The sequence below is a fragment of the Tropicimonas sediminicola genome (assembly GCF_900188335.1).
In the GTDB taxonomy this organism is placed as follows: Bacteria; Pseudomonadota; Alphaproteobacteria; order Rhodobacterales; family Rhodobacteraceae; genus Tropicimonas; species Tropicimonas sediminicola.
In genome coordinates this window covers 64,986-87,739 of sequence record NZ_FZOY01000003.1, presented here as the reverse complement: position 1 = coordinate 87,739, position 22,754 = coordinate 64,986, and the positions used below count along the sequence as shown (strand labels likewise).

The window sequence follows — 22,754 nt, the reverse complement described above, 5'->3', positions numbered from 1 at the left end:
AGCCGGGCCTCCTCTGTTCCTAGGGGATCGCGGGGGCCGCTCCAAGCCTGAACTCGGATCGCGGCGCCCTAGCCCGGCCATTGCGCCCCGCGGCGCGGACGGGAAACGGGTATTTGGACCAAGAAGAAGCGGGACCGGGCGCGAGTTCCCGGGGTGCGACGGCATGGACCCGCCCAAGGCCCGGGGCCGGGCGGAACGGGGGTTTTCGCGGATCGGGGGCTGGCCTAGGTTTGCGGGCGCAGACCGGGAGGGGCCGATGACCATCGCAGCAGCCATCACCGAGCTGGCCGGTGTGTTCGGGGACCGACTGGTGCGGTCCGGGTCCGACCTGGAGCTGCACGGCCGCTCGGAGAGCTATTTTCCCCTCACCCCGCCGGATGCGGTGGTCTATCCCGAAAGCACCGAAGAGGTCTCGCGGCTGGCGGCGATCTGCAACGCGCAGGGCTGCCCGGTGGTGGCCTGGGGCACCGGCACCTCGCTGGAGGGGCATTCGCTGGCGGTGCGCGGCGGGGTTTGCGTGGATTTCAGCCGGATGGCCCGGTTGCTCGAGGTGCACCAGGCCGACATGGACGCCGTGGTGCAGCCGGGCATGACCCGCGAGGCGCTGAACCGGGAGCTGCGGGCGACGGGGCTGTTCTTTCCGGTCGATCCCGGGGCCAACGCCGCGCTCGGCGGCATGGCGGCGACGCGGGCGAGCGGGACGACCACGGTGCGGTACGGCTCGATGGCCGACAACGTGCTGGGCCTGCAGGTGGTGCTGGCCGACGGGCGGGTGATCCGGACCGGCACGCGGGCCCGCAAGTCGGCGGCGGGCTACGACCTGACGCGGCTCTTCGTGGGCTCGGAGGGGACGCTGGGGCTGATCACCGAGCTGACGCTCAGGCTCCACGGGCAACCCGAGGCGATCTCGGCCGCGGTCTGCGCCTTCGACCGGATCGGCGACGCGGTGGACACGGTGATCGCGACGGTGCAGTCGGGCATTCCGGTGGCGCGGATCGAGTTCGTCGACGCGGCGACGGCGGCGGCGGTGAATGCCTATGCCGGGATGGAGTTCCCGTTGAAGCCGCACCTGCTGGTCGAATTCCACGGCTCGCCGCAGGGCGTGGCGGAAGATGCCGAGCGGTTCGGCGAACTGGTCACGGACATGGGCGGCGAGGGGTTTCGCTGGTCGGCGCGGGCGGAGGATCGCAGCGCGCTCTGGACCATGCGGCACAATGCCTATTACGCGATCCTGGCCAGCCGGAAGGGCGCGCGGGCGGTGGTGACCGACCTCTGCGTGCCGATCTCGCGGCTCGCCGAGGCGGTGGAGGAGACCCGCGCCGACATCGAGGACAGCGGCATACCCGGACCGATCCTGGGCCATGTCGGGGACGGCAATTTCCACGCCGTGCTGCTGATTGAGGATGGCGCGGCCGAGGAGCTGGAGGTGGCCAAGGCGCTGTCGCACCGGATGGTGGAGCGCGCCCTGCGGCTCGGCGGCACCGTGACGGGCGAACATGGCGTTGGGCTGGGCAAGCTCGGCTACATGGAGGCCGAGCATGGCGCGGCCTGGCAGGTGATGGGCGCGATGAAGCGGGCGCTCGATCCGGGCGACATCCTCAACCCGGGCAAGCTGGTGCCACCGGAGGCCTGAGATCCGGGCCGTCAGGCGCGCCTGCGCCGCGCATGGACCCGGGTTTCGGCGAGCACCTCGCGGCCGCGCCGGTTGATCTCGTCGATCCGGTCGTAGAGCGCGTAATCCTCGGCGAAATGGTCCGAGACCTCCGTGCGCAGCTCTTCGGGGATCACGCTGTCGCCGCGGCCAATCCGGCTCACGTTCAACTCGGGCAGCTCCACCTTGAGGCGAAGCCCCTTGCAGATCTCGGGGAATTCCGTGGCGAGGCGGTCGTACCGGATGATGAAATCCACCAGCGGTTTGCCCGCGTCATCGCACATGAAGTGGCTCTGCAGGTTTCGCGTGCCGTCCTTCCGGGTGATGTTCCAGTCGTTGCGCTCCCAGAAATCGGCAAAGGTCATCTTGCCATCGATGGCCGAGCCGACATCGTTGCCGGAGCGGTACCGGTACCAGGAGGCGATCCATTCCATCGGCTCGCGCATGACCGCGAACTTGAAGAAGGTCTCGGGGCCGTACCCGGGCTGCTCGAAGAGGAAATCGTAGACCTCCAGCAGCTTGCTCATGTGGATGTGCTTGCGGCTCGGGCGACCGCTGCGCTGGATCTCCGCATGGGGAGACAGGGCCTTTTCGAGCGACGTGGAGGCAGCCTTGGAGTTGGCAACGAAAACGAAACGGTTGCGGACAGCGATCTGCATACTTGCCTCTGGATTTTCCAAGGTGGGCTAGCACGGCGCTCAGGAGACGGCAAGCGACGCAAGGGCGCGCCGACGCGGCGCGGCGTCCTGCAAGCTGCCGGCGCCCGTGGCGGCGGGCCTACTTCTTGAGGTGCGTCAGGCGGGTGTCGAGGACGCGTTCGACCAGTTCCGGATCGCGGGGCTCGCCGAGGAAGTCGAACAGCGCGTCGAAGCAGCCCGGGTCGGCGGTGTATTCATCGTAATGCAGCTTGAGGCAGCGCTCGGGATGCGCCTCGATGAAGACGTCCCAGGTCGCTTCGGCGGTGCTGAGCTGGTTGAGCACGTTCTCGGTGTTGCACTCGGCCCACCAGCCCGACCGCGCGACCGACGCGTGATCGCGGGTGTTGAACACGAAACGGGGGTTCGGGAAGAACCGCAGCAGGTAGTTCATGTGGATCATGAACTCCCATCGCGGCATCAGGTAGCGGATTTCCTTGAAGCCGCCGACGCGGGTGCCCTCGGGCAGCTTCAGCACCTCGTCGACGAAGGCATTGCCCATCGCGGCTCCGAACCGATCCCCGTCCGTCAGCTCGGTGCCGTACCAGGGATCGCTCTGCTCCGTCGTCCGCCCGGCGCGGCGCACGTTGGCCATGGGGCTCTTGTTCGCCATGGCGTTCCAGGCCAGGGCGAGGTGCTGGAGCGTGCCGTTGTTCTCACCGCGGATGCAGTAGCCGTCGATGCTGTTGAGGAGATTCTGAAGCAGCGTCGAGCCGGAGCGGCCATAGGTGATGACGAAGAGATAGCCCTCGCTCGGGCCGTACAGCCTGGGATAGCTGTCTGGGTTTACCGTCTCCAACATAACACTCTCCTCATACCACCGCCCCGGACATATTGGCTCCCACGCCCCGACGTGCAGGTCAATGGCTCAGAAGCGCGCGCGCCGCGGCGCGGGCCTCCTCCGTGACCCGGTCGCCGGCCAGCATCCGGGCCAGTTCGTCCACTCTTTCGTCGGCGTCGAGCGGCACGACCGACGACAGGGTCGCCCCGTCGCTCATCTGTTTCTCGACCCGCCAGTGATGCCCCCCGAGGGCCGCGACCTGCGGGGAATGGGTGACGACGAGCACCTGGGCGCTCCGCGCCAGGGTCGCGAGCCTGCGCCCGACCGCGTCGGCGGTGGCGCCGCCGACGCCGCGGTCGATCTCGTCGAAGATCATCGTCATGCCATGCGCCTCGCCCATCAGGCAGACCTTTAGGGCCAGCAGGAAGCGCGACAGCTCCCCGCCCGAGGCGATGCGGTTCAGCGGCCCGGACGGGGCGCCGGGGTTGGTGGCCACGGTGAACTGCACCGCGTCCTGCCCCTCGGCGCCGGGCTCCGTGGCGGCGATTTCGGTGGTGAAAACCGCGCGCTCCATCTTGAGCGGCGACAGTTCGGCCGACATGGCGGCGTCGAGCCGGGCGGCGGCGGCGCGGCGCGCCTCGTTCAGGGCCTCGCAGGCCGCGAGATGCGCGGCCTCGGCCCCCGCCAGCGTGGCGCGCAGGCCGGCGATGTCCCCTGCCCAGGCGTCGAGCGCCTCGAGACTGCCGCGCAGTTCGGCGGCCTTGGCGGCCAGATCGTCGGGCAGCACCTGGTACTTGCGCGCCATCTCGCGGATCGCGAAGAGCCGGTCGGTCAGCCGGTCGAGCTCGCCCGGATCGAAGGCCAGCCCCTCGAGGCAATCGGTGATCTGCTGCTCGGCCTCGGCCAGCGCCTCCAGCGCCTGCCCGAGCGCGGTGGCAGCCGCGTCGAGCCGGCCCTCCACATGCTCCGCCGCTCCGTCGAGCCAGCGGATCGCGTCGGACACCAGCCCCTCCGCGCCCTCCGACGACACCGCGCCATGGGCGCGGGCAATATCCTCGCGCACCCGCTCGGCAGCCTGCATCAGCCGGCGGCGGGCGTCGAGCGCCTCCTCTTCGCCGGGCTCGGGCGCGAGCTTCTCCAGCTCGCCCACCGCGTGGCGCAGGAACTCCTCCTCCGCCCGCAACCCGGCCAGCCGCGCCTCGGCGGCCTCCAGCGCCTGCGCCGCGCTGCGCCGCGCCTCCCAGGCCCGGCGGACGTCGGAGATCAGGGCGGCGGTGCCGGCGAATTCGTCGAGCAGGTCCCTGTGGCCGCGGGGATTGAGCAGCCCGCGGTCGTCATGCTGGCCGTGCAGCTCCACCAGCGTCGCGGAGAGCTGACGCAGCACCTCGCCCGAGGTGCGCCGGTCGTTGACCCAGGCGGTCTTGCGGCCGTCGCCGGCATTGACCCGCCGCAGGATCAGCTCGTCGCCGGCATCGAGCCCCGCCTCCTCGAGCACCGCCCGCGCCGGATGGCCCTCCGGAAGGTCGAACCAGGCGGTCACCTCGCCCTGGGCCGCACCACTGCGCACGAGGTCGGCCCGCCCGCGCCAGCCGAGAACGAAGCCGAGCGTGTCGAGCAGGATCGACTTGCCCGCCCCGGTCTCGCCGGTCAGCACGTTGAGACCCGGCTGGAACTCCAGGTCCAGCCGGTCGATGATCAGCATGTCACGGATCTCGAGCCCACGCAGCATCCGCTCACCCCATTGTCGCCGTCGCCCTTCTAGCGCGGCCCGCGGCCGGAACGCCAGTGCGCCCCGCCCCACCTCTTCTTCTTGGCGAAAATACCCGCGCCGCAGGCACGCGCCGCATGGCGCGTTCCCCGCTTACAGCCAGTCGCCGCGCACCATCTGGCGATAGACCTGGTTGAGCCAGTTGTCGCCCTTGGCCTGCGCGGTCAGCCCGTTCTGCACCAGAAGCTGATAGGTATCCTGGTACCAGACGGTCGAACGGAAGTTGTAGGCCAGGATCGCGCCGGCGGTCTGCGCCTCGTCGACCAGCCCCAGCGAGAGATAGGCCTCCACCAGCCGGTGCAGCGCCTCGGCGGTGTGCGAGGTGGTCTGGAAATCCTCCACCACGACGCGGAAACGGTTGATCGCGGCGGCGTAGTGCTGCCCCTTCAGGTAGTACCGGCCGATCTCCATCTCCTTCGCCGCCAGGTGGTCGAAGGCGAGGTCGAACTTGAGGATGGCGGAGCGCGCGTATTCGCTCTCGGGATAGATCTCGATCACGTCCCGCAGCGCCTGAAGCGCCTGGAAGGTCAGGCCCTGGTCGCGGCCGACCTCCTCGATCTGGTCGTAATAGCTCAGCGCCAGCAGGTACTGGGCATAGGCCGCGTCCTCGTCGGCGGGGTAGAAATCGATATAGCGCTGCGCCGCGCCGCGCGAATTCTCGTAGTCGCGGTCGGTGTGGTAGGAATAGGCCTGCATGATCAGCGCCCGCTTGGCCCATTCCGAATAGGGATAGAGGCGCTCAACCTCGCCGAAGAGCTCGGCGGCGTCGTCGGGATCGCCGTTGTTCAGGTCGTACTCGGCGCGCTTGTAGATCTGTTCGGCGGTGAAGGTTTCCAGCGGCACGCCGCGACTCGCGTTCGAGCCGGCGCTGTTGCGGTCGCCGCAGGCGCCGAGCACGGCGAGAGCCGCCAGAGCACCCACCAGCCGGAATGTCACGCCACGCACAGCCATGCCTAGAGACCCTTGCCTATTTCCTGCCCGCGCCCCTTGGAGAGGCTGCGATTTGCCATCGTCTAGCACAGAAAAATCCGGTGCAAAACGGGTCTGCACCGGATTTCCGACACTTGGCTTCACACTGTGGTCAGGCGACGGCGGCGAGATCGGCGAGGCTGACGCCCACACCGGGCAGCCGACGCAGCGCCTCGGCGTCGCATTCGACCCATTCCGCGGCCCCCGGCGTCGCGAAAAGCGCCCGGAGAAGCTTGTTGGTCAGCGTGTGGCCGGAGCGCACGCCGATGTAGCGACCGAGGATCGGACCGCCGGCCAGCGCGAGGTCGCCGAGCGCGTCCAGCATCTTGTGCCGCACCGGTTCGTCGGCGTGGCGCAGGCCGCCGGGGCTCAGCACCGCGTCGCCGTCGACCACCACCGCGTTCTCCATGGTGCCGCCGAGGGCGAGCCCGTGGGCGTGCATGTACTCCACGTCGGAGCGGCGGCAGAAGGTCCGGCTGTCGCAGAGTTCCCGGACGAAGGCGCCGTTGGCCATGTCGAGCGAGCGGACCTGGTGGCCGATCGCGGCATCCTCGAAATCAATCTCGAAATCGATCCGCAGCTCGGAGGCGGGCTCCAGCCGGGCCACCGCCTCGCTGTCGCGCACTTCGACCGGCTTGAGGATCCGCAGCGCCATCAGGGGCGCATCCAGCGGCGCTATGCCCGCGCGCAGGATCGCCTTGACGAAGGGCGCGGCGCTGCCATCGAGGATCGGCACTTCGGGGCCGCTCACGTCGATCAGCGCATTGTGGACGCCAAGGCCGGCGAGGGCCGCCATGACGTGCTCCACGGTGGAGACGCTGACGCCGTCGCCATTGACCAGGAGGGTGCAGAGCGGCGCATGCACGGTCGCATCCCACCGCGCGGGCACCCGCGGGTCGCCCTCGACCGCGTCGGTCCGCCGGAAGACGATCCCACTGTCGGCCGGAGCGGGCGCAAGCGTGATGCGCGCCGGACGTCCTGAGTGAAGTCCTTCGCCTGTAAGCGTCACCGGGGTTTTCAGGGTGGTTTGCACCGTAGCCTCTTTTTCGTGACCGGACGGAGTCTGTCCGGCACCGTGGAGATACGAAGCCGCCGCTGTCAGCTCAATTCAAAGATTGTAACCGTGTGAAACATGTTGACGTGGACGGTAGGCAAGACTCCGCCCACCCGGAAAGAACGCCCCGCAAACCCCAACAAAACAAAGAAAAAGGGGCCGGACAAGCCGGCCCCCAGGAGGTTAACGAGGGAAATATTATTGTTGGTTTTCTGTGTCAGTTTGCCTGCCGGCGCAGGAAGGCGGGGATCTCGATCCGCTCCTGTTCGGGGTCGAGCTCGGCCTCGTCCTCGTAGCTCTGGCTCGGCCGCGTGGTCTGCTGGCGCAGTTGCGGCGGCTGCTGGCGGGACGGCTGCGGCGCCGGGCGCTCGGCCGGCTCGCCGTTGCCGGCGGACATGCGGTGGATCAGGCTGCCGATGCCGAAGCTGCGCTTCTCGGTGGCGGCAGCGGCCGGCTGCGGCGCGGCCTGGCGGGCGGCCACCTGGCGATGCGCGGCGCTTTCGGCAGCGGCGGGCGCGGAGTTGCGCACGGCGGCCTGCAGGCGTTGCAGCGCTTCGGGGCTCGGGGTGCCGGGGCGACGCGGCTGGGGCGCCACGTATTCCTCGGCCATGTCCTCGTCGGCGGCGTCGACCAGCGGCAGCGGCTCGGCCGTTGCGGCGGGCTGGTAGGCCGGCGGCGGCAGGTCGCCATCGTCCATGTCGTCAAGCAGCGCATCGTCGTCACGCGACGGGGCGGCGAAGAGCGAGGGCTCCTCGACATGGCGCGGGGCTTCCGCGGCGACCGGGCGCTGTGCCGGGGCCGGCTGCGCCGCCGCAGCGGGCGCGGCGACCTCTTCCGGCATCACCGGATCGCGCAGCTTGCGGGTCGGGCGCGGGATGTCCTGCACCACGTCGGAAGCGTCGATGCCGGTGGCGACGACGGAGACGCGCATGCGGCCTTCCATCTGCATGTCCAGCGTCGAGCCGACGATGATGTTGGCGTCCGGATCCACTTCCTCGCGGATGCGGTTGGCGGCCTCGTCGAGCTCGAACAGCGTGAGGTCGTAGCCGCCGGTGATGTTGATGAGCACGCCCTTGGCGCCGCGCAGCGAGATCTCGTCGAGCAGCGGATTGGCGATCGCGGCCTCGGCGGCCTGGATCGCGCGATCCTCGCCCTCGGCCTCGCCGGTACCCATCATCGCCTTGCCCATCTCGTCCATCACCGAGCGGACGTCGGCGAAGTCGAGGTTGATCAGGCCCGGACGGACCATCAGGTCGGTCACGCCCTTGACGCCCTGGTAGAGCACGTCGTCGGCGAGCGAGAAGGCCTCGGTGAAGGTGGTCTTTTCGTTGGCGAGCCGGAACAGGTTCTGGTTCGGGATGATGATCAGCGTGTCGACGACCTTCTGGAGCGCCTCGACGCCCTCCTCGGCCTGGCGCATCCGCTTGGCGCCCTCGAACTGGAAGGGCTTGGTCACGACGCCGACGGTCAGGACGCCGAGTTCACGCGCGGCCTGCGCGATGATCGGAGCCGCGCCGGTGCCGGTGCCGCCGCCCATGCCGGCGGTGATGAAGCACATGTGCGCGCCGGCCAGGTGATCGACGATCTCCTCGATCGTCTCCTCAGCGGCGGCCGCGCCGACCGCCGGGCGGGCGCCAGCGCCGAGCCCCTCGGTCACCTTGACGCCCATCTGGACGCGGGCGGGCGCGTTGCTTTGCTGAAGAGCCTGGGCGTCGGTGTTGGCCGTGACGAAATCCACGCCTTCCAGGTTCTTCTCGATCATGTTGTTGACCGCGTTGCCACCGGCCCCGCCCACACCGAAAACGGTGATGCGCGGTTTGAGCTCTTCCTGCTCGGGCATGGTCAGATTCAATGCCATTTTTTCTCCGCCTATCTTGTGCCGCCCCGTAAGCCGGGCGGTTTCTGCCTGTCTTGAACCGAAGCAAATCACCCCGGCGTCCCGCAAACCTTGACCAAACATACTCAGGCAGTGACAGCGCGTCACCTAAAAATTGCAAAAATGCCACAAAATCTGGGAAAGTTTTTTCGCGTTAACCCGTTATATGCTCAAGTTGACCTCATTTTGTGTTCAGCCCCCAGCACGACACAAGCGCGCGACGACATACAGTGTCTCTCGCGCGACAGACGCCACGGATTCGTGACGCGGATTCGTAATGTGTGAGGCGGCTGCTCGGCCTGCCCGCGCCGTGTATCCGGCGTTCGAATTGAACGTCGCACACTGCCCCGGGAAACGCCAGTCAAATCCGCGCCTTGTGCGCGACTTCCCGCGCGGCGGACGTGCGCGGCGGACGTGCGCGGCGGCCATCGGGCCGCCCGCGGGGTCAGAACTTCCAGAACACCCCGGCCATGGTGGCGTTCGCGTCCTGGTAGGAGACGGCGCTATCGTCGGAGAAGCTGTAGCTGTCGTAGGCCACGTAGACCTGCAGGTTCATGTCCTCGACATATTGCATGACCTGGATGCCCCACTTGCCGGCATCCGCCCCGTCGTAGGCGGTGTCGTCGCCCCAGTAGCGGTCGACCGAGAACGCGGTCTTGCCGAGGCTCACCAGCTCCGCCTGCCAACCGAGATTGGCATAGAGGAAGCTGCCACCCGCGGGCAGCTCGCCGCCGGCGACGCTGCCGCTGATGCCCGCCGGGACATAGAGCGCCGAGGCCGAGGCGCTCCAGGATTCCTGCACGTCGCCGTCGGTTTCGGTCCAGCCGTAGCCGGCGGCGGCCCGGACGTCGAAATCGCCATAGCTGTCCTGCTGGAACAGGCCGATGTCGGTGTAGACGCTGTCGTTGCCCTCGTTGAGCACGTCATAGCCGTGCGCGACGCGGAAGCTGACGCCCTTGCCCTCCCCGGAGCCGAAGACGCGCGGCGTGTCATAGCGCAGGCGCATCCGGCGGGTGCCGTCCCACTTGGCGTGAGACTGGGAGATCTTCACGTCCGACAGGTCGCCGTCGGATTGCCGGAAGAAATAGCCGCCAGCCGTGTCCGGCACGGCGCGGCTGCTGGCGATGGTGGTGCCCGAAAGGTTGGAGGAGCTGCCGCCGTCGCTGGCCATGCTGCCCTGCCCCACCCAGACCGTGCCCCAGGCCCCGGTATAGATGAGCTCGAACTTCCGAAGCCTTGTCTTGTCCCACTCCCAGACCGGCTCGACATCCTGGCTGAACTGGCTGGAGCCGGGCGCTCCGAGCGCGGTTTCGAAGTTGAAGCTGAGCTCGCTGCCGTCCTGGAGCGCCTGGTCGATGAACAGACCCACGCGGGTATTGGAATGCGAGTTGTCGGTCAGGTTGCCGCTGGTCTCGTCGCCGTCGTCGAAGCTGACATAGGCCGGGCTGAGCTGGCCATAGGCGAGCACCTCGCCGCCGGTGTCGTTCGAATAGGCCAGCGGGTTGGCGGTGGCGGGAAGAGACAGGGCGCAGAGCGCGGCCGCGCCGAGCCCGCGCGGGAGGGAAGTGCTTGAGACCATCGTTTCATCCGATCCGGCTAACATGGGTCAGGACCGCGACGCCGCACACACCCGACCAGAACAGGGCGTCAGGATCCGGGCACAGCGTAGCCGAAAGCGGCCGCCGCGAGCGGCGGGCATGAAAAAGCCCCGCCGAATGGGCGGGGCTGTTGCCGAATTGCGGCGGCGGCGCGGGCCTACCAGTTGTCGCGGAACCATTTCACGGCGCGCTTGAGCGAACGGGCCGGGTAGCGATCGGCGGGGATGTCGAAATCCCACCATTCGTCCTGCGGATGGGCGGCAAAGAGGCAGAGCCCGACGGCCGAGGAGAAGGCCGGGCCGGTCGCGGCCTGCGGCAGGCCCTGCACCCGGAGCGGACGCCCGAGACGGACCTGCTGGCCGAGGATCTTGCCCGCGAGCAGGTCGAGCCCGGGGATCTGGCTGGCGCCGCCGGTGAGCACGATCTGGCGCGCCGGCAGATGCTCGAAGCCCGAGGCGTCGAGGCGCACGCGCACCTCCTCGAGGATCTCCTCGACCCGCGGACGCATGATGCCGATCAGCTCGGCGCGGCTGACGGTGCGGCGGTCGTGCTCCCAGTCGCCGGTGTCGCCGCCGATCTCGATCATCTCGCGGTCGTCCATGCCGGTGGCCATGACGCCGCCGTAGAAGGTCTTGATCCGCTCGGCGGTATTGAGCGGCACCTTGAGGCCCTTGGAGATGTCCTGGCTGATGTGATCGCCGCCGATCCGCACGGTGTCGGCATAGATCATGTGCTTCTTGATGAAGATCGAGAGGCCCGTGGAGCCGCCGCCGAGATCGATGCAGGCGGAGCCGAGTTCCTGTTCGTCCTCGACCAGCGCCGAGATGCCCGAGACATAGGCCGAGGAGGCAAGTCCGGCCAGTTCCAGGTCGCAGCGCTTGATGCAGTAGAGCAGGTTCTGCACCGCGCCGGTGTCGACCGTCAGCAGGTGCATGTCGACGGCCAGCGAGTTGCCCATCTGGCCGCGCGGATCGCTGAGGCCGGTGCGGTGGTCGATGGCGAAGTTCACCGGCTGGGCGTGCAGCACCTCGCGGTCGCTGCCGAAGTCGGGCACGTGGCAGGAGGCGAGCGCGCGGGCGACGTCATCCTCGGAAACGATGCTGTCGGCCAGCTCGATGCGGCCGTCGAGCCCGTAGCTGCGCGGGCGGGCGCCGGCGAAGCAGGCGATCACGTGGTCGACGCGCACGCCGGCCATCTTCTGCGCCCCCTGCACCGCGGTGCGGATGGCGCGTTCGGTCTCCTGCATGGCGTCGATCTCGCCGAAGGCCACGCCGCGCGAGCGGGTGGTCGCCGCGCCGATCACGCGGAAGCTCGACTGGCCGGCCAGCGAGCCCACGCCCTCGGTGCCGCGGAACTTGTCGGCGCCGTCGAAGCGGAGCACGAGGCAGGCGATCTTGGACGATCCCACGTCCAGGATCGCGATCACCCCGCGGTCCATCGCCTGCTTGCGCATCCGCCGCATGGCGCGTTGAGACTGATACAGATCTGTCATTGCACGTAGCCTCCGGGTTCCAGGTCCCTTGTTTGCCGCAGCTCTATGACTGCGTTTCTGTTCATTCTGACCGTCGGGCGGCGCGGGTTGCGGAAATCGACAACGGCGATGTCCCGCTCCAGCATCTTGCGCCCTTCATCGAGTGCCAGCAGGCGGTCGAGTGCGGTCACCGGGTTCTTTTCCGGCAGCATGATCCGCTGGTCGCGGTCGAGCACCACGTCCCAGCGGCGTTCGCCGATGCGCACCAGCCCGCGCATCCTGTCCTTGATCGGCGCGGCTGCGGCGATCAGCGACAGCGCCTCGGGGATCACCAGCTCGGCCCCCTCGCCCGCCACCAGCGGCAGGTCCGGCCAATCGGCCCGCGACGAAGCGCCGGCGACCATCTCGCCCTCGGCATCCAGCAGGCCGAGTCCCTGGGAATGGCGCCAGAGCACCGCGGGCTTGCGTTCGTCGATCTCGACGGCCAGCACGCCGCCGGGACGCACGCGCAGCCGGGCATCGGCCACCGCGTTGAAGGCCACGAGCCGCTGGCGCATCGCGTCGAGATCGAGGTCGAAGGAGGAGATCGGCAGGCGCAGGGCAAGTTCCTCGCGCACCGCTTCGGCCAACTCCTCGGAGGCGCCTTCGACCGACATCACCTTGACCATGAACTCCGGGCGCTCCTCGATGGCGCGCAGGGTTTCCTGCCAGCTTTCGGTGATCGCGTTCACGCGGCTCTCGTCGGAGAGATACCAGCCGACGCCGGCGCCGATCAGCAGGACCGGCGCGCCGATGCGCAGGACCCGTCGATAGGCCGGCGTCAGCCAGAGACGGTTCATCCGATAGGACCAGCGCGACGGCGCGGGGTCGTGCCGGGGCGCCTCGGCCGGACGGGTCAGCGATTGCACGATGCGTCCTCCACGATCCAGCGGCAGAGGGCGCCGAAGGGAATGCCCGATACCGTCCCCTGCTCGGGGCTGAGCGAGGTCGGCGTCATGCCGGGCTGGGTGTTGGTCTCCAGAAGGATCAGCCCGTCCAGGCCGCGGCTCTCGTCCCAGCGGAAGTCGGTGCGCGAGATGCCGCGGCAACCGAGCGCCTGGTGGGCGCGCAGGGCGTAGTCGAGACAGGCGTCGAAAATCTCCGACGGGATCTCGGCGGGCACCACGTGCCGCGAGCCGCCGGGCTTGTACTTGGCGTCGTAATCGTACCAGCCGTCGGTCAGGATGTCGGTGACGGTCAGCGCGCGGTCGCCCATGACGGTGGTGGTCAGTTCGCGGCCCGGCGCGAAGGCTTCGACCATCACCACATCCGGCATCTCCGGGGCCAGCTGCGGCGGGCCGTTGGAGGCCTCGTGCACCAGGTAGACACCGACCGAGGAGCCCTCGTTGTAGGGCTTCACGACGTAGGGCGGCTCCATGACGTGGCGGGCGCGGACCTCGGCGGCGCTGGCCAGACGGCTCTCGGCCACCGGCAGGCCGGCGGCGCGGTAGGCGGCCTTGGTCCGCTCCTTGTCCATGGCGAGCGCCGAGGCCAGAACGCCGGAATGGGTGTAGGGAATGCGCAGCCATTCGAGCATGCCCTGGACGCAGCCATCCTCGCCCCAACGGCCATGCAGCGCGTTGAACACGACGTCGGGCGCAACCTCCGCGAGGCGCGCCGCAAGATCCGGACCGGCGTCCAGTTCGATGACTTCAAATCCTTCGCCCCGCAGCGCGGCGGCGCATTCGCGCCCGGACGAGAGCGAGACCTCGCGCTCTGCCGATGGCCCTCCCAGGAGGACCGCCACCTTTGGGGATGCCCTGCTCGACATGCCCGCCTCGTTCTTCGGGACCTTGCCCGATATTTTATTGTGAATTCCGCTGGTTGCGCGGCTTCACTGCCTGAAATGCCGCCGTTGTCCGGCGGGCTTCATTCCGGGGTCGGTTCACCGACCCTCATGATTTCCCACTCTAGCTGTATTCCGCTGTTTTGGTAAACCTTTTTCCGCACTTGCTCGCCCAGACCTTCGAGGTCCGCGGCGCTGGCGTCGCCGGTGTTGATCAGGAAGTTCGAGTGCTTCTCCGACATCTGAGCGCCGCCCAGCCGGGCGCCCCGCATTCCGGCGTCGTCGATCACCTTCCAGGCCTTCAGATCGTGCGTGTCGTCGGCCTTGCCGGTGGAGCTGAACCCGGCCGGATTGCGGAAGGTGGAGCCGGCGGAGCGGTCCCTGGTCGGCTGGGTCGCGTCGCGGGTGGCGAGTTGCGCCTCCATCCGTTCGGCCAGCGCCGCGGGGTCGCCGGGCTCGGCGCGGAAGGTGGCGCGGGTCAGCACCCAGCCGCGCGGCAGGGAGCTCTGACGGTAGCCGAATTTCAGCATCTCGGGCGTCAGCGTGACCACGGTGCCCATGCGCGTCACCGCCTCGGCCTCGACCAGGTGGTCGGCGACATAGGAACCGTAGCAGCCCGCGTTCATCCGCACCGCCCCGCCGATGGCGCCGGGGATGGTGCGCAGGAAGGTCAGGTCGAGCCCGGCCTCGGCGGCCTTGCGCGCCACGTGGGCGTCGAGCGCGGCGGCGCCGGCGGCGACCGTGCCCTCGCCGCACTCGATGGCGTTGAAGCCCCGGCCGAGCCGGATCACCACGCCGCGGATGCCGCCGTCGCGCACGATCAGGTTGGAGCCGACCCCGACCGGGAAGACCGGGATCGCCGGGTCCAGCCCTTCCATGAAGGCGCAGAGATCGTCGCGGTCCGCGGGCTGGAACAGCCAGTCCGCCGGCCCGCCGACGCGCAGCCAGGTGAGGTCGGACAGGGGACGGTCAGGCGTGAGGGTGCCACGCACGGAGGGGAGCTCGGATGTCATGGGAGGCTGGGTAAACGGGCGACGGGCGCGTGGCAAGACGGAGCTTTGCGGCACGGGGGCAATCCCTGAAAAGGGCCGCCCGGGGGGCGCCGCCGCGTCAGCGGTCCGGGCCCTGCTCCGGCCCGTCGACGACCTCGGGCTGCGGGGTCGACGTCTGCCGCCGCACCCAGCGGCCGAGGTAGATCAGCGGCCAGCGCAGGATCGAGGCGCCGGCGACGAAGACGACCAGGCCGGTGAAGGGGCCGTTCTGGTAGGTGACATAGCCCAGCAGGGGAATGCCGATGGCGATAAGCGCATAGGCCTGGGGCCAGTGGTTGCGCTTCGAGGGGATCATCGCGATCAGGGTCGCGGTGAGCGCCCAGAGGCAGGCGAGAACGAGAGAGAGGTTCATGGCACCCCCTCCCCGCTGGTGCGGCCCATGGCCTCGTCCCGCGTCCGGCCCGCGGCGCGGAGCACGAGGTAGCGCAGCGGCTTGCGGAACATCGACACGAAGGCCGCCAGCCCCAGCAGCGCCGGAAGCCAGCCGAACTCGACGCCGATGCGCCAGATCAGGAGGGGGGCGGTGAGGAGCAGAGCAAAGCCCGGCAGGAACTGGAACCGCATCGGCAGCAGCGCGACCAGTGTCGCGGCCACCACCCAGACGGATCCCAATACGAGGGCGTTCATCGCGCCTCTCCTTGTCTGCGCCCCGGCGCGCGGCCGGGGCTCCGATGTCACTTCGCCAGACGCTCCGGCAGGTTGTTGGCCCAGGCCGAGATCGTGCCGGCGCCGAGGCAGACCACCATGTCGCCCGGCTGGGTCTGCTCGCGGACCAGCCGCTCGAGGTCGTCCTCGTCATGCAGGGCGCGGGCGTGGCGGTGGCCGTGGCGGATCAGGCCGGCGACCAGCGAATCCCGGTCGGCGCCCTCGATCGGGGCCTCGCCCGCGGCAAAGACCTCGGCAATGGCGACCACGTCGGCCTCGTTGAAGCAGGCGCAGAAGTCGTCGAACAGGTTGTGCAGGCGCGAGTAGCGGTGCGGCTGGTGCACGGCGATCACCCGGCCCTCGGTGGCCTGGCGGGCAGCCTTGAGCACGGCCGCGATCTCCACCGGGTGGTGGCCGTAATCGTCGATGATGGTCACGCCGTTGACTTCACCGACCTTGGTGAAGCGCCGGTTGACGCCGCCGAAATTGGCCAGCGCCTCGCGGATCTCCTCGCGCTTCATGCCGAGGTGGCGGGCGACGGCGATGGCCGAGAGCGCGTTCGAGACGTTGTGGTCGCCCGGCATCGGCAGGGTGCAGCCCTCGATCACCGTGCCGTCGGTCTTCAGCTCGACATCGAAATGGGCGACACCGGCCTTGTAGGTCAGGTTCACCGCGCGCACGTCGGCCTGGGCGTTGAAGCCGTAGGTGATGATCTTGCGGTCGGAGATCTTGCCGACCAGCGCCTGCACCTCGGGGTGGTCGGTGCAGCAGACGGCGACGCCGTAGAAGGGGATGTTCTCGACGAAGGTCTTGAAGCCCGCGCGCAGCGCCTCGATCGTGCCCCAGTGCTCCATGTGCTCGGGGTCGATGTTGGTGATGATGGCGATGGTCGCCGGCAGGCGGTTGAAGGTGCCGTCGCTCTCGTCGGCCTCGACCACCATCCATTCGCCCTGCCCGGCCCGCGCATTGGAGCCGTAGGCGTGGATGATGCCGCCGTTGATCACGGTCGGGTCGATGCCGCCGGCGTCGAGCAGCGTGGCGACCATGGTGGTGGTCGTGGTCTTGCCGTGGGTGCCGGCGATGGCGACGTTGGACTTGAGGCGCATCAGCTCGGCCAGCATCTCGGCGCGGCGCACCACCGGCAGGCCGCGGGAGCGGGCGCCGTCGAGTTCCGGGTTGCCCGACTTGATCGCGGAGGAGATCACCACGACCTCGGCGCCCTCGAGGTTCTCTTCCTTCTGGCCGACGAAGATCCGCGCGCCGAGCCGCTCGAGCCGGTCGGTGATCTTGGAGGCCTTCATGTCGGAGCCCTGGACGGTGTAGCCGTGGGTCAGCAGAACCTCGGCGATGCCCGACATGCCGATGCCGCCGATGCCGACGAAATGGATGGGGCCCACGTCGGTGGGCAGTTTGGTGACCGCGTTCATAATCGTGCTTCCGTCCATCATTCCTGCTCTTGCCCCTCTATCATTGTTGTTGTGCCGGACAGCTCTTCGACCATCTCGACAAGTCGTTCGGTGGCATCCGGCCGGCCCTGGGCGAGCGCGTTGCGCGCCATCCGCTGGGCGCCGTCCGGGTGCGAAAGGATCGCGTGTATCTGCTCGGAAAGCGTTTCGACTGCAAGCATCGATTCCGGGATCACGATGGCGGCCTCGGCTTCGGCAAGGCCGCGGGCATTGGCGCTCTGGTGATCCCCCAGTGCGGCGGCATAGGGAACCAGGATCGCGGGGCGCCCGATCACCGAGATATCGGCCACCGAGGAAGCCCCGGAGCGCGAGATCACTAGCTGCGCCTCGCTCATGCGGCGCGGCACGTCGTCGAAGAAGGGCTGCACCTCGGCGGCGATGGCGTGTTCCTCGTAGAAGGCGGTGACGCGCTCCTCGTCCTCGCCGCGCGCCTGGTGGGCGACGCGGACATGCGCCAGCATGTCGAGCGGCAGGGCGGCGATCGCGGGGGGCACGATGTCGGACAGGATCCGCGCGCCCTGGCTTCCGCCGATCACCAGGATCGACATCGGGTAGTCGCCGGGCGGGATGTAGCCGGCCCCGGCACGCTCCATGACCGCGCCCCGCACCGGGTTGCCGGTATGCACCCCCTCGACGCCCTCGGGCAGGTTCGTGGGCCAGGTGCCGCAGGCGACGGCGTCGACACGTTTGCAGAAGACCTCGTTGACCCGGCCGAGCACGCCGTTCTGTTCGTGGATCATCCGCGGCTTGCGCAGCAGCCAGGCCGCCGACATCGCCGGGATCGTCGGGTAGCCGCCGAAGCCCACGACGACGGCCGGCCTGTCGAACAGCATCCGAAAGGCGGCGCCGATCACCCCGCCGAGGATGCGGAAGGGAACCATGGCCTTGGCCAGCGCTCCGCCCCGGGCGAAGGTCGCCGAGGCGACCTGCACGATCTCCACCGCGTCGGGAAAGCCGCCGGCGTAGCGCGCGCCGCGCGCGTCGGTCGAGAGCCGCACCCGCCAGCCGCGCGCCAGCAGCGCTTCGGCCAGGGCCTGTGCCGGGAACATGTGCCCGCCGGTCCCCCCGGCAGCGATGATGGCGAGGGGACGGTCGCTCATTACCGCCCCCGGCGCTGGAAGATGTCGGCGATCTCGCCCTGCGGCCGCTGGCGCGTGAAGGCGAGCAGCATGCCGAGCGCGATGCCCCCGGCGATCAGAGAGGAGCCGCCGTAGCTCACGAAGGGCAGCGTCATGCCCTTGGCGGGCAGCAGCCGCACCGCGACCCCCATGTTGATCATCGCCTGCACGCCGAACATGCAGGCAAGCCCGGTGCCGGCGAGGCGGATGAACGGGTCGCGCTCCTTCATCAGGCGGAACAGGGAGCGGACGACGACGGTGGTGTAGAGGGCGAGGATCAGCAGGACCAGGATCAGCCCGTATTCCTCGGCCGCAACGGCGATGATGAAATCGGTATGCGCGTCGGGCAGCGACCATTTCACCTGCCCCTCGCCCACGCCGACACCGAAGAAGCCGCCCTCCTGGATGGCGTTGGTGGCATAGCCGAGCTGGGTGCGCGGGTCGACTTCCGGCGACAGGAAGCCGTCGATCCGGCGGGCGAAGTGCTCGGAGGAATTGTAGGCCAGCACACCAAAGCCGACGACGCCGCCGGCGATGGTGACCAGCAGGAAGATCGGCGCGCCGGCGACGAAATACATCACGCCCCAGGCGAAGAGCGTCAGCGCCGCCTGCCCGAAGTCGGGCTGCAGCGCGAGAAGGCCGACAATGGCGCAGACCAGCGCGAAGGAGACCGACTTGCCCGGCGGGCCGCCGACCTCCTGGCTGGCGGCCATCAGCCAGCCCGTAAGCACCACGAAGACCGGCTTGAGAAACTCGGAGGGCTGCACGGAGGCGAAGCCGAAGGAGTACCAGCGCACCGCGCCCTTGCCGAAGTCCGTTCCGAAAAAGGGCAGCAGGATCAGCGAGATGAAGGAGAGACCGAAGGCGATCACCGCCAGCCGCCGCACCAGCGACGGCGACATCATCGAGACGATCATCATGGTGATCAGCGCCAGCCCGCCGAAGAAGAGCTGCCGTTCCACGTAGTGGAAGGAGTCGAGGCCGTTGCGGGCCGCCAGCGGCGGCGAGGCCGCGAGCCCGAGCAACAGGCCCACGCCGAAGAGCATCAGGATGGCCGACATCGACCACCTGTCCACCGTCCGCCACCACCGGGGAAGGACCGGATCGCCCCCGCGCGCGGGAACGGTTCCATAAACCATTTCCGTCATTGGAATACCGCCGAACTGCCTCTACCGCCCGGTTGTCCGGGTCTGATGGCCCTAACCATAACGCCAAAACCCTGATCCGGCCAGAAAAAACATTCCGGCGGCGCCGGTGCGGGCCGCGACTTGACCTTGGCGCGGTGGCGTGATCATCCGCCGCTCATGCAGGTCGATACCCTCATCCTCGGCGCCGGCGCGGCCGGTCTCATGTGCGCCGCCCATGCCGGCCCCGGCGTGCTCGTGGTGGACCACGCCCGCGCGCCGGGCGAGAAGATCCGGATCTCCGGCGGCGGGCGGTGCAACTTCACCAACATGCACACCGCGCCCGAGGCCTATCTCGGCGCGAACCCGCATTTCTGCAAATCGGCGCTTGGCCGCTACACCCAGTGGGATTTCCTCGATCTGGTCGGGCGCCACGGCATTCCGTGGCATGAAAAGACCCTGGGCCAGCTGTTCTGCGACCGGTCGGCCAAGGACATCATCGCCATGCTGCTGGCCGAGATCGAGGCCGCCGGGGCGCAGCTGTGGCTTGGCACCGAGATCGTCGAGGTCGCACGGGACGGCGCGGGCTTTGCCGTGACCCTGCGCCGGGACGGGCGCGACGTGCGGGTCCATGCGCGCGCGCTGGTGGTGGCGACGGGGGGCAAGTCGATCCCGAAGATGGGGGCGACGGGGCTTGGCTACCGGATCGCCGGCCAGTTCGGCCTGCCGATGACGGAGACCCGGCCGGGGCTGGTGCCGCTGACCTTCAGCGGGCCCGTGCTGGACCGGCTGAAGCCGCTGGCCGGGCTGTCGCTGGAAGCATCGGTCTCCTGCGAGGGCACGGCGTTCCGCGAGGGGCTGCTGGTGACGCACCGCGGGCTCTCCGGCCCGTCAATCCTGCAGATCTCCTCCTACTGGCGCGAGGGGCAGGAGATCTCGGTCGATCTCTGCCCGGGGCTGGACCTGTTCGGGGCGCTGCGTGGCCAGCGCCAGCAGAGCGGCCGCAAGGCGATCGCCACAGCGCTGGCCGAGCACATCCCGGCCCGGCTGGCCCAGGTGATCGCCGAGGACGCGGGGCTTGCCGGCAACCTCGCCGACCAGAACGACACCAGGCTGCGGGCGCTCGCCGACCTCGCCGGGGACTGGCGGCTGCTGCCGGCGGGGAGCGAGGGCTACCGCACGGCCGAGGTGACGCTGGGCGGGGTGTCGACCGATGCGCTCTCCTCCCGCAGCATGGAGGCCCGCGACGTTCCGGGCCTCTATTTCATCGGCGAATGCGTGGATGTCACCGGCTGGCTCGGCGGCTACAACTTCCAGTGGGCCTGGTCCTCCGGCTGGGCCGCGGGCAAGGCGATCGCGGAGCGGCGGGCGCAGGGCGGCTGACAGCGCTGCACGTCATCCAGATTTCGCCGAACTGTCACACCGGCATCGTCAATTCGTTACATCCGTCTTGATTTCGGCGAGGCCCGCCCCGATTATCGGTCAGTTCCCCGAGCCCCCGCTCGCCGCCTGACCGGTGCCCCGCCATGTTCGCCCTGCCCCCGACCCTGTCCATCCGGAACCTGCCGCGCACGCTCGAAGCCAGCGTGCCGCTCAAGGCCGTTCGCGACATCAGGAACCGGCTGGTGCTGGGCTCGGAAGCGCCGCTGTCGGACGAGTGCATCTATGTCGACCCGCAGCAGGTCACGCTTGCCTATGTCCCCAAGGGCACGTCGAAGGCACCGAGGTTCCGCCGGCGGCATTCGGGCCTTGTCCGGGACGGCGACTGGGATCTTTCGGTCAAGCCGGTGAGCGACGGCGTGAAGGAACGGGCCATCAAGGACCATTTCCTCAACAACGTCTCCTGGGAGGACACCGGCGTCATCGATTACCTGATGAGCGATGTGCACAGGAAAGGCAGCGCCGACGGGTTCTCCACGGTCGAGGAGATCCGGAACCGGTATGCCCGCATGGATGCGCTCTTCGAGGAGATCCGGCGCAGCGGCCGCATGAAGACCCGCGCCGAGCTAGATTCCTACCTGCGCCGCGAGCATGGCGGCGTCTACGTGCATATCGCCCGCGACGGCACCCCGCTGAAGGCCGGCGGCGGCACCCACCGCCTGGTTATCGCCAAGCTGCTGGGCCTGCGCCGGATGCCGGCGCACCTTGGGGTGATCCATGCCGCGGCCGTGCGCAACGGGCTGATGAAGGGCCTGCGGAACCCCGAGTGACCGCCCGCCCGACGCGCGGCGTCAGCTCTTGAGCAGCGCCTCGACCCGGGCCACGAAATCCTCGCCCCGACGTTCGAAACTGTCGTATTGGTCGAAGCTCGCCGCGGCGGGGGCGAGCAGAACGGTCTCTCCCGGCTTTGCATCGGCATGGGCGCGCGCGACGGCCTGTTCCATGGTGCCGCAGATCTCGGTCTCGACTCCCTCGCCCAGCCCGAGCGCGAAATGCTCCGCCTCGCGGCCGATCACATAGGCCTTCACCACGCCGCCGAGATACGGATGCAGCCCTTCCAGCCCGCCTTCCTTCTCCAGCCCGCCGCAGATCCAGCGGATGCCGGTGAAGGCCTGCAACGCCTTGGCGGCGCTGTCGACATTGGTGGCCTTGGAATCGTTGACGAAGCGCACGCCGCCGGCCTCGGCCACCAGCTGGCTGCGGTGCGGCAGCCCGGCGAAGCTGTGCAGGGCGCTCTCGATCACCCGCGGCGCAATCCCCAGCGAACGGGCCACCGCGTAGGCGGCGCAGGCGTTCTGGTGGTTGTGCGCCCCCGGCAGGCCGCGCACCTCGCGCAGGTCGATCGAGGCGAGCTGCCGGCCCTTGCGGTATTCGGCCAGGAACCCCTTGCGCGCAAAGACGGACCAGCCCGGCCCGGCGAGCTTCTGGCCCGCGGAGACCCGGATCACCCGGTCGTCGGCAGGCCCCTGCGAGAGCTGGCCGGCGAGAAACAGCCCCTCGTCCTCGTCCACGCCGATCACCGCCCGATCCGGCCCGCCCTCGGCGAAGAGCCGGCGCTTGGCGGCGAAATAGCCGCCGTAGCCGCCATGGCGGTCGAGGTGGTCGGGCGAAAGGTTGGTGAAGACGGCAATGTCGGGGGTCAGCGCGCGGGCAAGGTCGGTCTGGTAGGAGCTGAGCTCCAGCACCACCACGCCGCCATCCTCCGGCGGATCGATGTCGAGCACGCCGCGGCCGATGTTTCCGGCCAGCTGAACCTCGCGCCCGCTCTCGGCCACGAGGTGCGCGATCAGCGCCGAGGTCGTCGACTTGCCGTTGGAGCCGGTGACGGCGACCACCTTGGGCGGGACGTCGAAACTGTCCCAGCGGTCGGTCGCGAGGGAGCGGAAGAACAGGCCGATGTCGTTGTCGACCGGGACGCCGGCCCTGAGGGCGGCGGCGATGGCGCGATGGGGGCCGGGGTAGAGATGCGGGATGCCGGGAGACGTGACCAGCATCGCCACCTCGTCGAACGCCCCCTGCGCGGTCGGGTCGTGCAGCACGAAGCCCTCGGCCTCGGCGCGCTCGCGGCCGGGCGCGCCGTCGTCCCAGCAGAGCGGCAGGCCGCCGCCGGCCTGGATGGCGCGGGCGGCCGTGAGGCCGGAGCGGCCCAGACCGAGAATGAGGATCTTCTGTCCTTCGACGCCTCTGACGGGGATCATGCCTTGCCTCCTGCTGTGAGCGG

The 22,754-nt window shown here is 69.1% G+C and carries 20 protein-coding genes; 3 read left to right on the top strand and 17 right to left on the bottom strand.

The window, feature by feature from the left end; all coding sequences use genetic code 11:
• Nucleotides 1–256 precede the first annotated feature (256 nt).
• Nucleotides 257–1,633 carry an FAD-binding oxidoreductase gene (locus CHB86_RS08925; protein ID WP_089232692.1) on the top strand — a complete coding sequence of 459 codons (1,377 nt, stop codon included), beginning with the start codon at nucleotides 257–259 and terminating at the stop codon, nucleotides 1,631–1,633.
• A gap of 11 nt (nucleotides 1,634–1,644) precedes the next feature.
• Here the strand turns inward: CHB86_RS08925 and CHB86_RS08920 are convergent, their stop codons facing one another.
• From CHB86_RS08920 to CHB86_RS08845, 16 genes are all read right to left on the bottom strand, one after another.
• Nucleotides 1,645–2,310, bottom strand: a complete 666-nt coding sequence (locus CHB86_RS08920; RefSeq protein WP_089232691.1) for a sulfotransferase family 2 domain-containing protein — start codon at nucleotides 2,308–2,310, stop codon at nucleotides 1,645–1,647.
• 118 nt (nucleotides 2,311–2,428) lie between these two features.
• The gene (locus CHB86_RS08915) at nucleotides 2,429–3,148 is read right to left on the bottom strand and encodes a sulfotransferase (RefSeq protein WP_089232690.1); all 720 of its coding nucleotides are present in this window, start codon (nucleotides 3,146–3,148) and stop codon (nucleotides 2,429–2,431) included.
• Nucleotides 3,149–3,206: 58 nt separating this feature from the next.
• Nucleotides 3,207–4,856: a DNA repair protein RecN gene (gene recN / locus CHB86_RS08910; RefSeq protein WP_089232689.1), complete on the bottom strand. Its 1,650-nt coding sequence runs from the start codon at nucleotides 4,854–4,856 to the stop codon at nucleotides 3,207–3,209.
• Between the two features lie 132 nt (nucleotides 4,857–4,988).
• Nucleotides 4,989–5,846, bottom strand: coding sequence for an outer membrane protein assembly factor BamD (locus CHB86_RS08905; protein ID WP_089232688.1), 858 nt, complete (start codon nucleotides 5,844–5,846; stop codon nucleotides 4,989–4,991).
• 130 nt (nucleotides 5,847–5,976) lie between these two features.
• Nucleotides 5,977–6,897: a UDP-3-O-acyl-N-acetylglucosamine deacetylase gene (lpxC, locus tag CHB86_RS08900; protein ID WP_089232687.1), complete on the bottom strand. Its 921-nt coding sequence runs from the start codon at nucleotides 6,895–6,897 to the stop codon at nucleotides 5,977–5,979.
• 238 nt (nucleotides 6,898–7,135) lie between these two features.
• Nucleotides 7,136–8,776, bottom strand: coding sequence for a cell division protein FtsZ (ftsZ, locus tag CHB86_RS08895; RefSeq protein ID WP_089232686.1), 1,641 nt, complete (start codon nucleotides 8,774–8,776; stop codon nucleotides 7,136–7,138).
• Between the two features lie 463 nt (nucleotides 8,777–9,239).
• Nucleotides 9,240–10,373: a porin gene (locus tag CHB86_RS08890; RefSeq protein ID WP_089232685.1), complete on the bottom strand. Its 1,134-nt coding sequence runs from the start codon at nucleotides 10,371–10,373 to the stop codon at nucleotides 9,240–9,242.
• A gap of 176 nt (nucleotides 10,374–10,549) precedes the next feature.
• Nucleotides 10,550–11,884, bottom strand: a complete 1,335-nt coding sequence (ftsA, locus tag CHB86_RS08885) for a cell division protein FtsA (RefSeq protein ID WP_089232684.1) — start codon at nucleotides 11,882–11,884, stop codon at nucleotides 10,550–10,552.
• Nucleotides 11,881–12,771 (bottom strand): cell division protein FtsQ/DivIB, encoded by an 891-nt coding sequence (locus CHB86_RS08880; RefSeq protein ID WP_245837856.1) that lies wholly within the window; start codon nucleotides 12,769–12,771, stop codon nucleotides 11,881–11,883. The genes ftsA and CHB86_RS08880 overlap by 4 nt, the downstream gene beginning before the upstream one ends.
• Nucleotides 12,759–13,673 (bottom strand): D-alanine--D-alanine ligase, encoded by a 915-nt coding sequence (locus tag CHB86_RS08875; protein ID WP_176442820.1) that lies wholly within the window; start codon nucleotides 13,671–13,673, stop codon nucleotides 12,759–12,761. Before CHB86_RS08875 ends, CHB86_RS08880 begins: the two co-directional genes overlap by 13 nt.
• Nucleotides 13,674–13,771: 98 nt before the next feature.
• Nucleotides 13,772–14,701, bottom strand: a complete 930-nt coding sequence (murB, locus tag CHB86_RS08870; protein ID WP_089232683.1) for a UDP-N-acetylmuramate dehydrogenase — start codon at nucleotides 14,699–14,701, stop codon at nucleotides 13,772–13,774.
• Between the two features lie 97 nt (nucleotides 14,702–14,798).
• Entirely contained in the window at nucleotides 14,799–15,092 is a 294-nt protein-coding gene (locus tag CHB86_RS08865; RefSeq protein ID WP_089232682.1) for a DUF2484 family protein, read from the bottom strand.
• Nucleotides 15,089–15,367, bottom strand: a complete 279-nt coding sequence (locus tag CHB86_RS08860) for a DUF2484 family protein (protein ID WP_089232681.1) — start codon at nucleotides 15,365–15,367, stop codon at nucleotides 15,089–15,091. The genes CHB86_RS08865 and CHB86_RS08860 overlap by 4 nt, the downstream gene beginning before the upstream one ends.
• Before the next feature lie 47 nt (nucleotides 15,368–15,414).
• Nucleotides 15,415–16,812 carry a UDP-N-acetylmuramate--L-alanine ligase gene (gene murC, locus CHB86_RS08855; RefSeq protein WP_089233083.1) on the bottom strand — a complete coding sequence of 466 codons (1,398 nt, stop codon included), beginning with the start codon at nucleotides 16,810–16,812 and terminating at the stop codon, nucleotides 15,415–15,417.
• A gap of 17 nt (nucleotides 16,813–16,829) precedes the next feature.
• Nucleotides 16,830–17,951, bottom strand: a complete 1,122-nt coding sequence (locus CHB86_RS08850) for a UDP-N-acetylglucosamine--N-acetylmuramyl-(pentapeptide) pyrophosphoryl-undecaprenol N-acetylglucosamine transferase (protein WP_089232680.1) — start codon at nucleotides 17,949–17,951, stop codon at nucleotides 16,830–16,832.
• The gene (locus CHB86_RS08845; RefSeq protein ID WP_089232679.1) at nucleotides 17,951–19,117 is read right to left on the bottom strand and encodes a peptidoglycan glycosyltransferase FtsW; all 1,167 of its coding nucleotides are present in this window, start codon (nucleotides 19,115–19,117) and stop codon (nucleotides 17,951–17,953) included. The genes CHB86_RS08850 and CHB86_RS08845 overlap by 1 nt, the downstream gene beginning before the upstream one ends.
• A 156-nt stretch (nucleotides 19,118–19,273) precedes the next feature.
• Between CHB86_RS08845 and CHB86_RS08840 the strand changes: the two genes are divergently transcribed.
• The gene (locus CHB86_RS08840) at nucleotides 19,274–20,476 is read left to right on the top strand and encodes a BaiN/RdsA family NAD(P)/FAD-dependent oxidoreductase (RefSeq protein ID WP_089232678.1); all 1,203 of its coding nucleotides are present in this window, start codon (nucleotides 19,274–19,276) and stop codon (nucleotides 20,474–20,476) included.
• Between the two features lie 143 nt (nucleotides 20,477–20,619).
• Entirely contained in the window at nucleotides 20,620–21,303 is a 684-nt protein-coding gene (locus tag CHB86_RS08835) for a hypothetical protein (protein ID WP_245837854.1), read from the top strand.
• 21 nt (nucleotides 21,304–21,324) lie between these two features.
• Here CHB86_RS08835 and murD read toward each other — a convergent pair whose 3' ends face one another.
• Nucleotides 21,325–22,731: a UDP-N-acetylmuramoyl-L-alanine--D-glutamate ligase gene (gene murD / locus CHB86_RS08830; RefSeq protein ID WP_089232677.1), complete on the bottom strand. Its 1,407-nt coding sequence runs from the start codon at nucleotides 22,729–22,731 to the stop codon at nucleotides 21,325–21,327.
• Nucleotides 22,732–22,754 lie beyond the last annotated feature (23 nt).

Excerpts from the sequence above, each read along its gene's own strand:
- CHB86_RS08925 (WP_089232692.1), top strand. The coding sequence starts at position 257 with ATGACCATCGCAGCAGCCATCACCGAGCTGGCCGGTGTGTTCGGGGAC.
- CHB86_RS08920 (WP_089232691.1), bottom strand. The coding sequence starts at position 2,310 with ATGCAGATCGCTGTCCGCAACCGTTTCGTTTTCGTTGCCAACTCCAAG.
- CHB86_RS08915 (WP_089232690.1), bottom strand. The coding sequence starts at position 3,148 with ATGTTGGAGACGGTAAACCCAGACAGCTATCCCAGGCTGTACGGCCCG.
- recN (WP_089232689.1), bottom strand. The coding sequence starts at position 4,856 with ATGCTGCGTGGGCTCGAGATCCGTGACATGCTGATCATCGACCGGCTG.
- CHB86_RS08905 (WP_089232688.1), bottom strand. The coding sequence starts at position 5,846 with ATGGCTGTGCGTGGCGTGACATTCCGGCTGGTGGGTGCTCTGGCGGCT.
- ftsZ (WP_089232686.1), bottom strand. The coding sequence starts at position 8,776 with ATGGCATTGAATCTGACCATGCCCGAGCAGGAAGAGCTCAAACCGCGC.
- CHB86_RS08890 (WP_089232685.1), bottom strand. The coding sequence starts at position 10,373 with ATGGTCTCAAGCACTTCCCTCCCGCGCGGGCTCGGCGCGGCCGCGCTC.
- ftsA (WP_089232684.1), bottom strand. The coding sequence starts at position 11,884 with ATGACAGATCTGTATCAGTCTCAACGCGCCATGCGGCGGATGCGCAAG.
- CHB86_RS08875 (WP_176442820.1), bottom strand. The coding sequence starts at position 13,673 with ATGTCGAGCAGGGCATCCCCAAAGGTGGCGGTCCTCCTGGGAGGGCCA.
- murB (WP_089232683.1), bottom strand. The coding sequence starts at position 14,701 with ATGACATCCGAGCTCCCCTCCGTGCGTGGCACCCTCACGCCTGACCGT.
- CHB86_RS08865 (WP_089232682.1), bottom strand. The coding sequence starts at position 15,092 with ATGAACCTCTCTCTCGTTCTCGCCTGCCTCTGGGCGCTCACCGCGACC.
- CHB86_RS08860 (WP_089232681.1), bottom strand. The coding sequence starts at position 15,367 with ATGAACGCCCTCGTATTGGGATCCGTCTGGGTGGTGGCCGCGACACTG.
- murC (WP_089233083.1), bottom strand. The coding sequence starts at position 16,812 with ATGAACGCGGTCACCAAACTGCCCACCGACGTGGGCCCCATCCATTTC.
- CHB86_RS08850 (WP_089232680.1), bottom strand. The coding sequence starts at position 17,951 with ATGAGCGACCGTCCCCTCGCCATCATCGCTGCCGGGGGGACCGGCGGG.
- CHB86_RS08845 (WP_089232679.1), bottom strand. The coding sequence starts at position 19,117 with ATGACGGAAATGGTTTATGGAACCGTTCCCGCGCGCGGGGGCGATCCG.
- CHB86_RS08840 (WP_089232678.1), top strand. The coding sequence starts at position 19,274 with ATGCAGGTCGATACCCTCATCCTCGGCGCCGGCGCGGCCGGTCTCATG.
- CHB86_RS08835 (WP_245837854.1), top strand. The coding sequence starts at position 20,620 with ATGTTCGCCCTGCCCCCGACCCTGTCCATCCGGAACCTGCCGCGCACG.
- murD (WP_089232677.1), bottom strand. The coding sequence starts at position 22,731 with ATGATCCCCGTCAGAGGCGTCGAAGGACAGAAGATCCTCATTCTCGGT.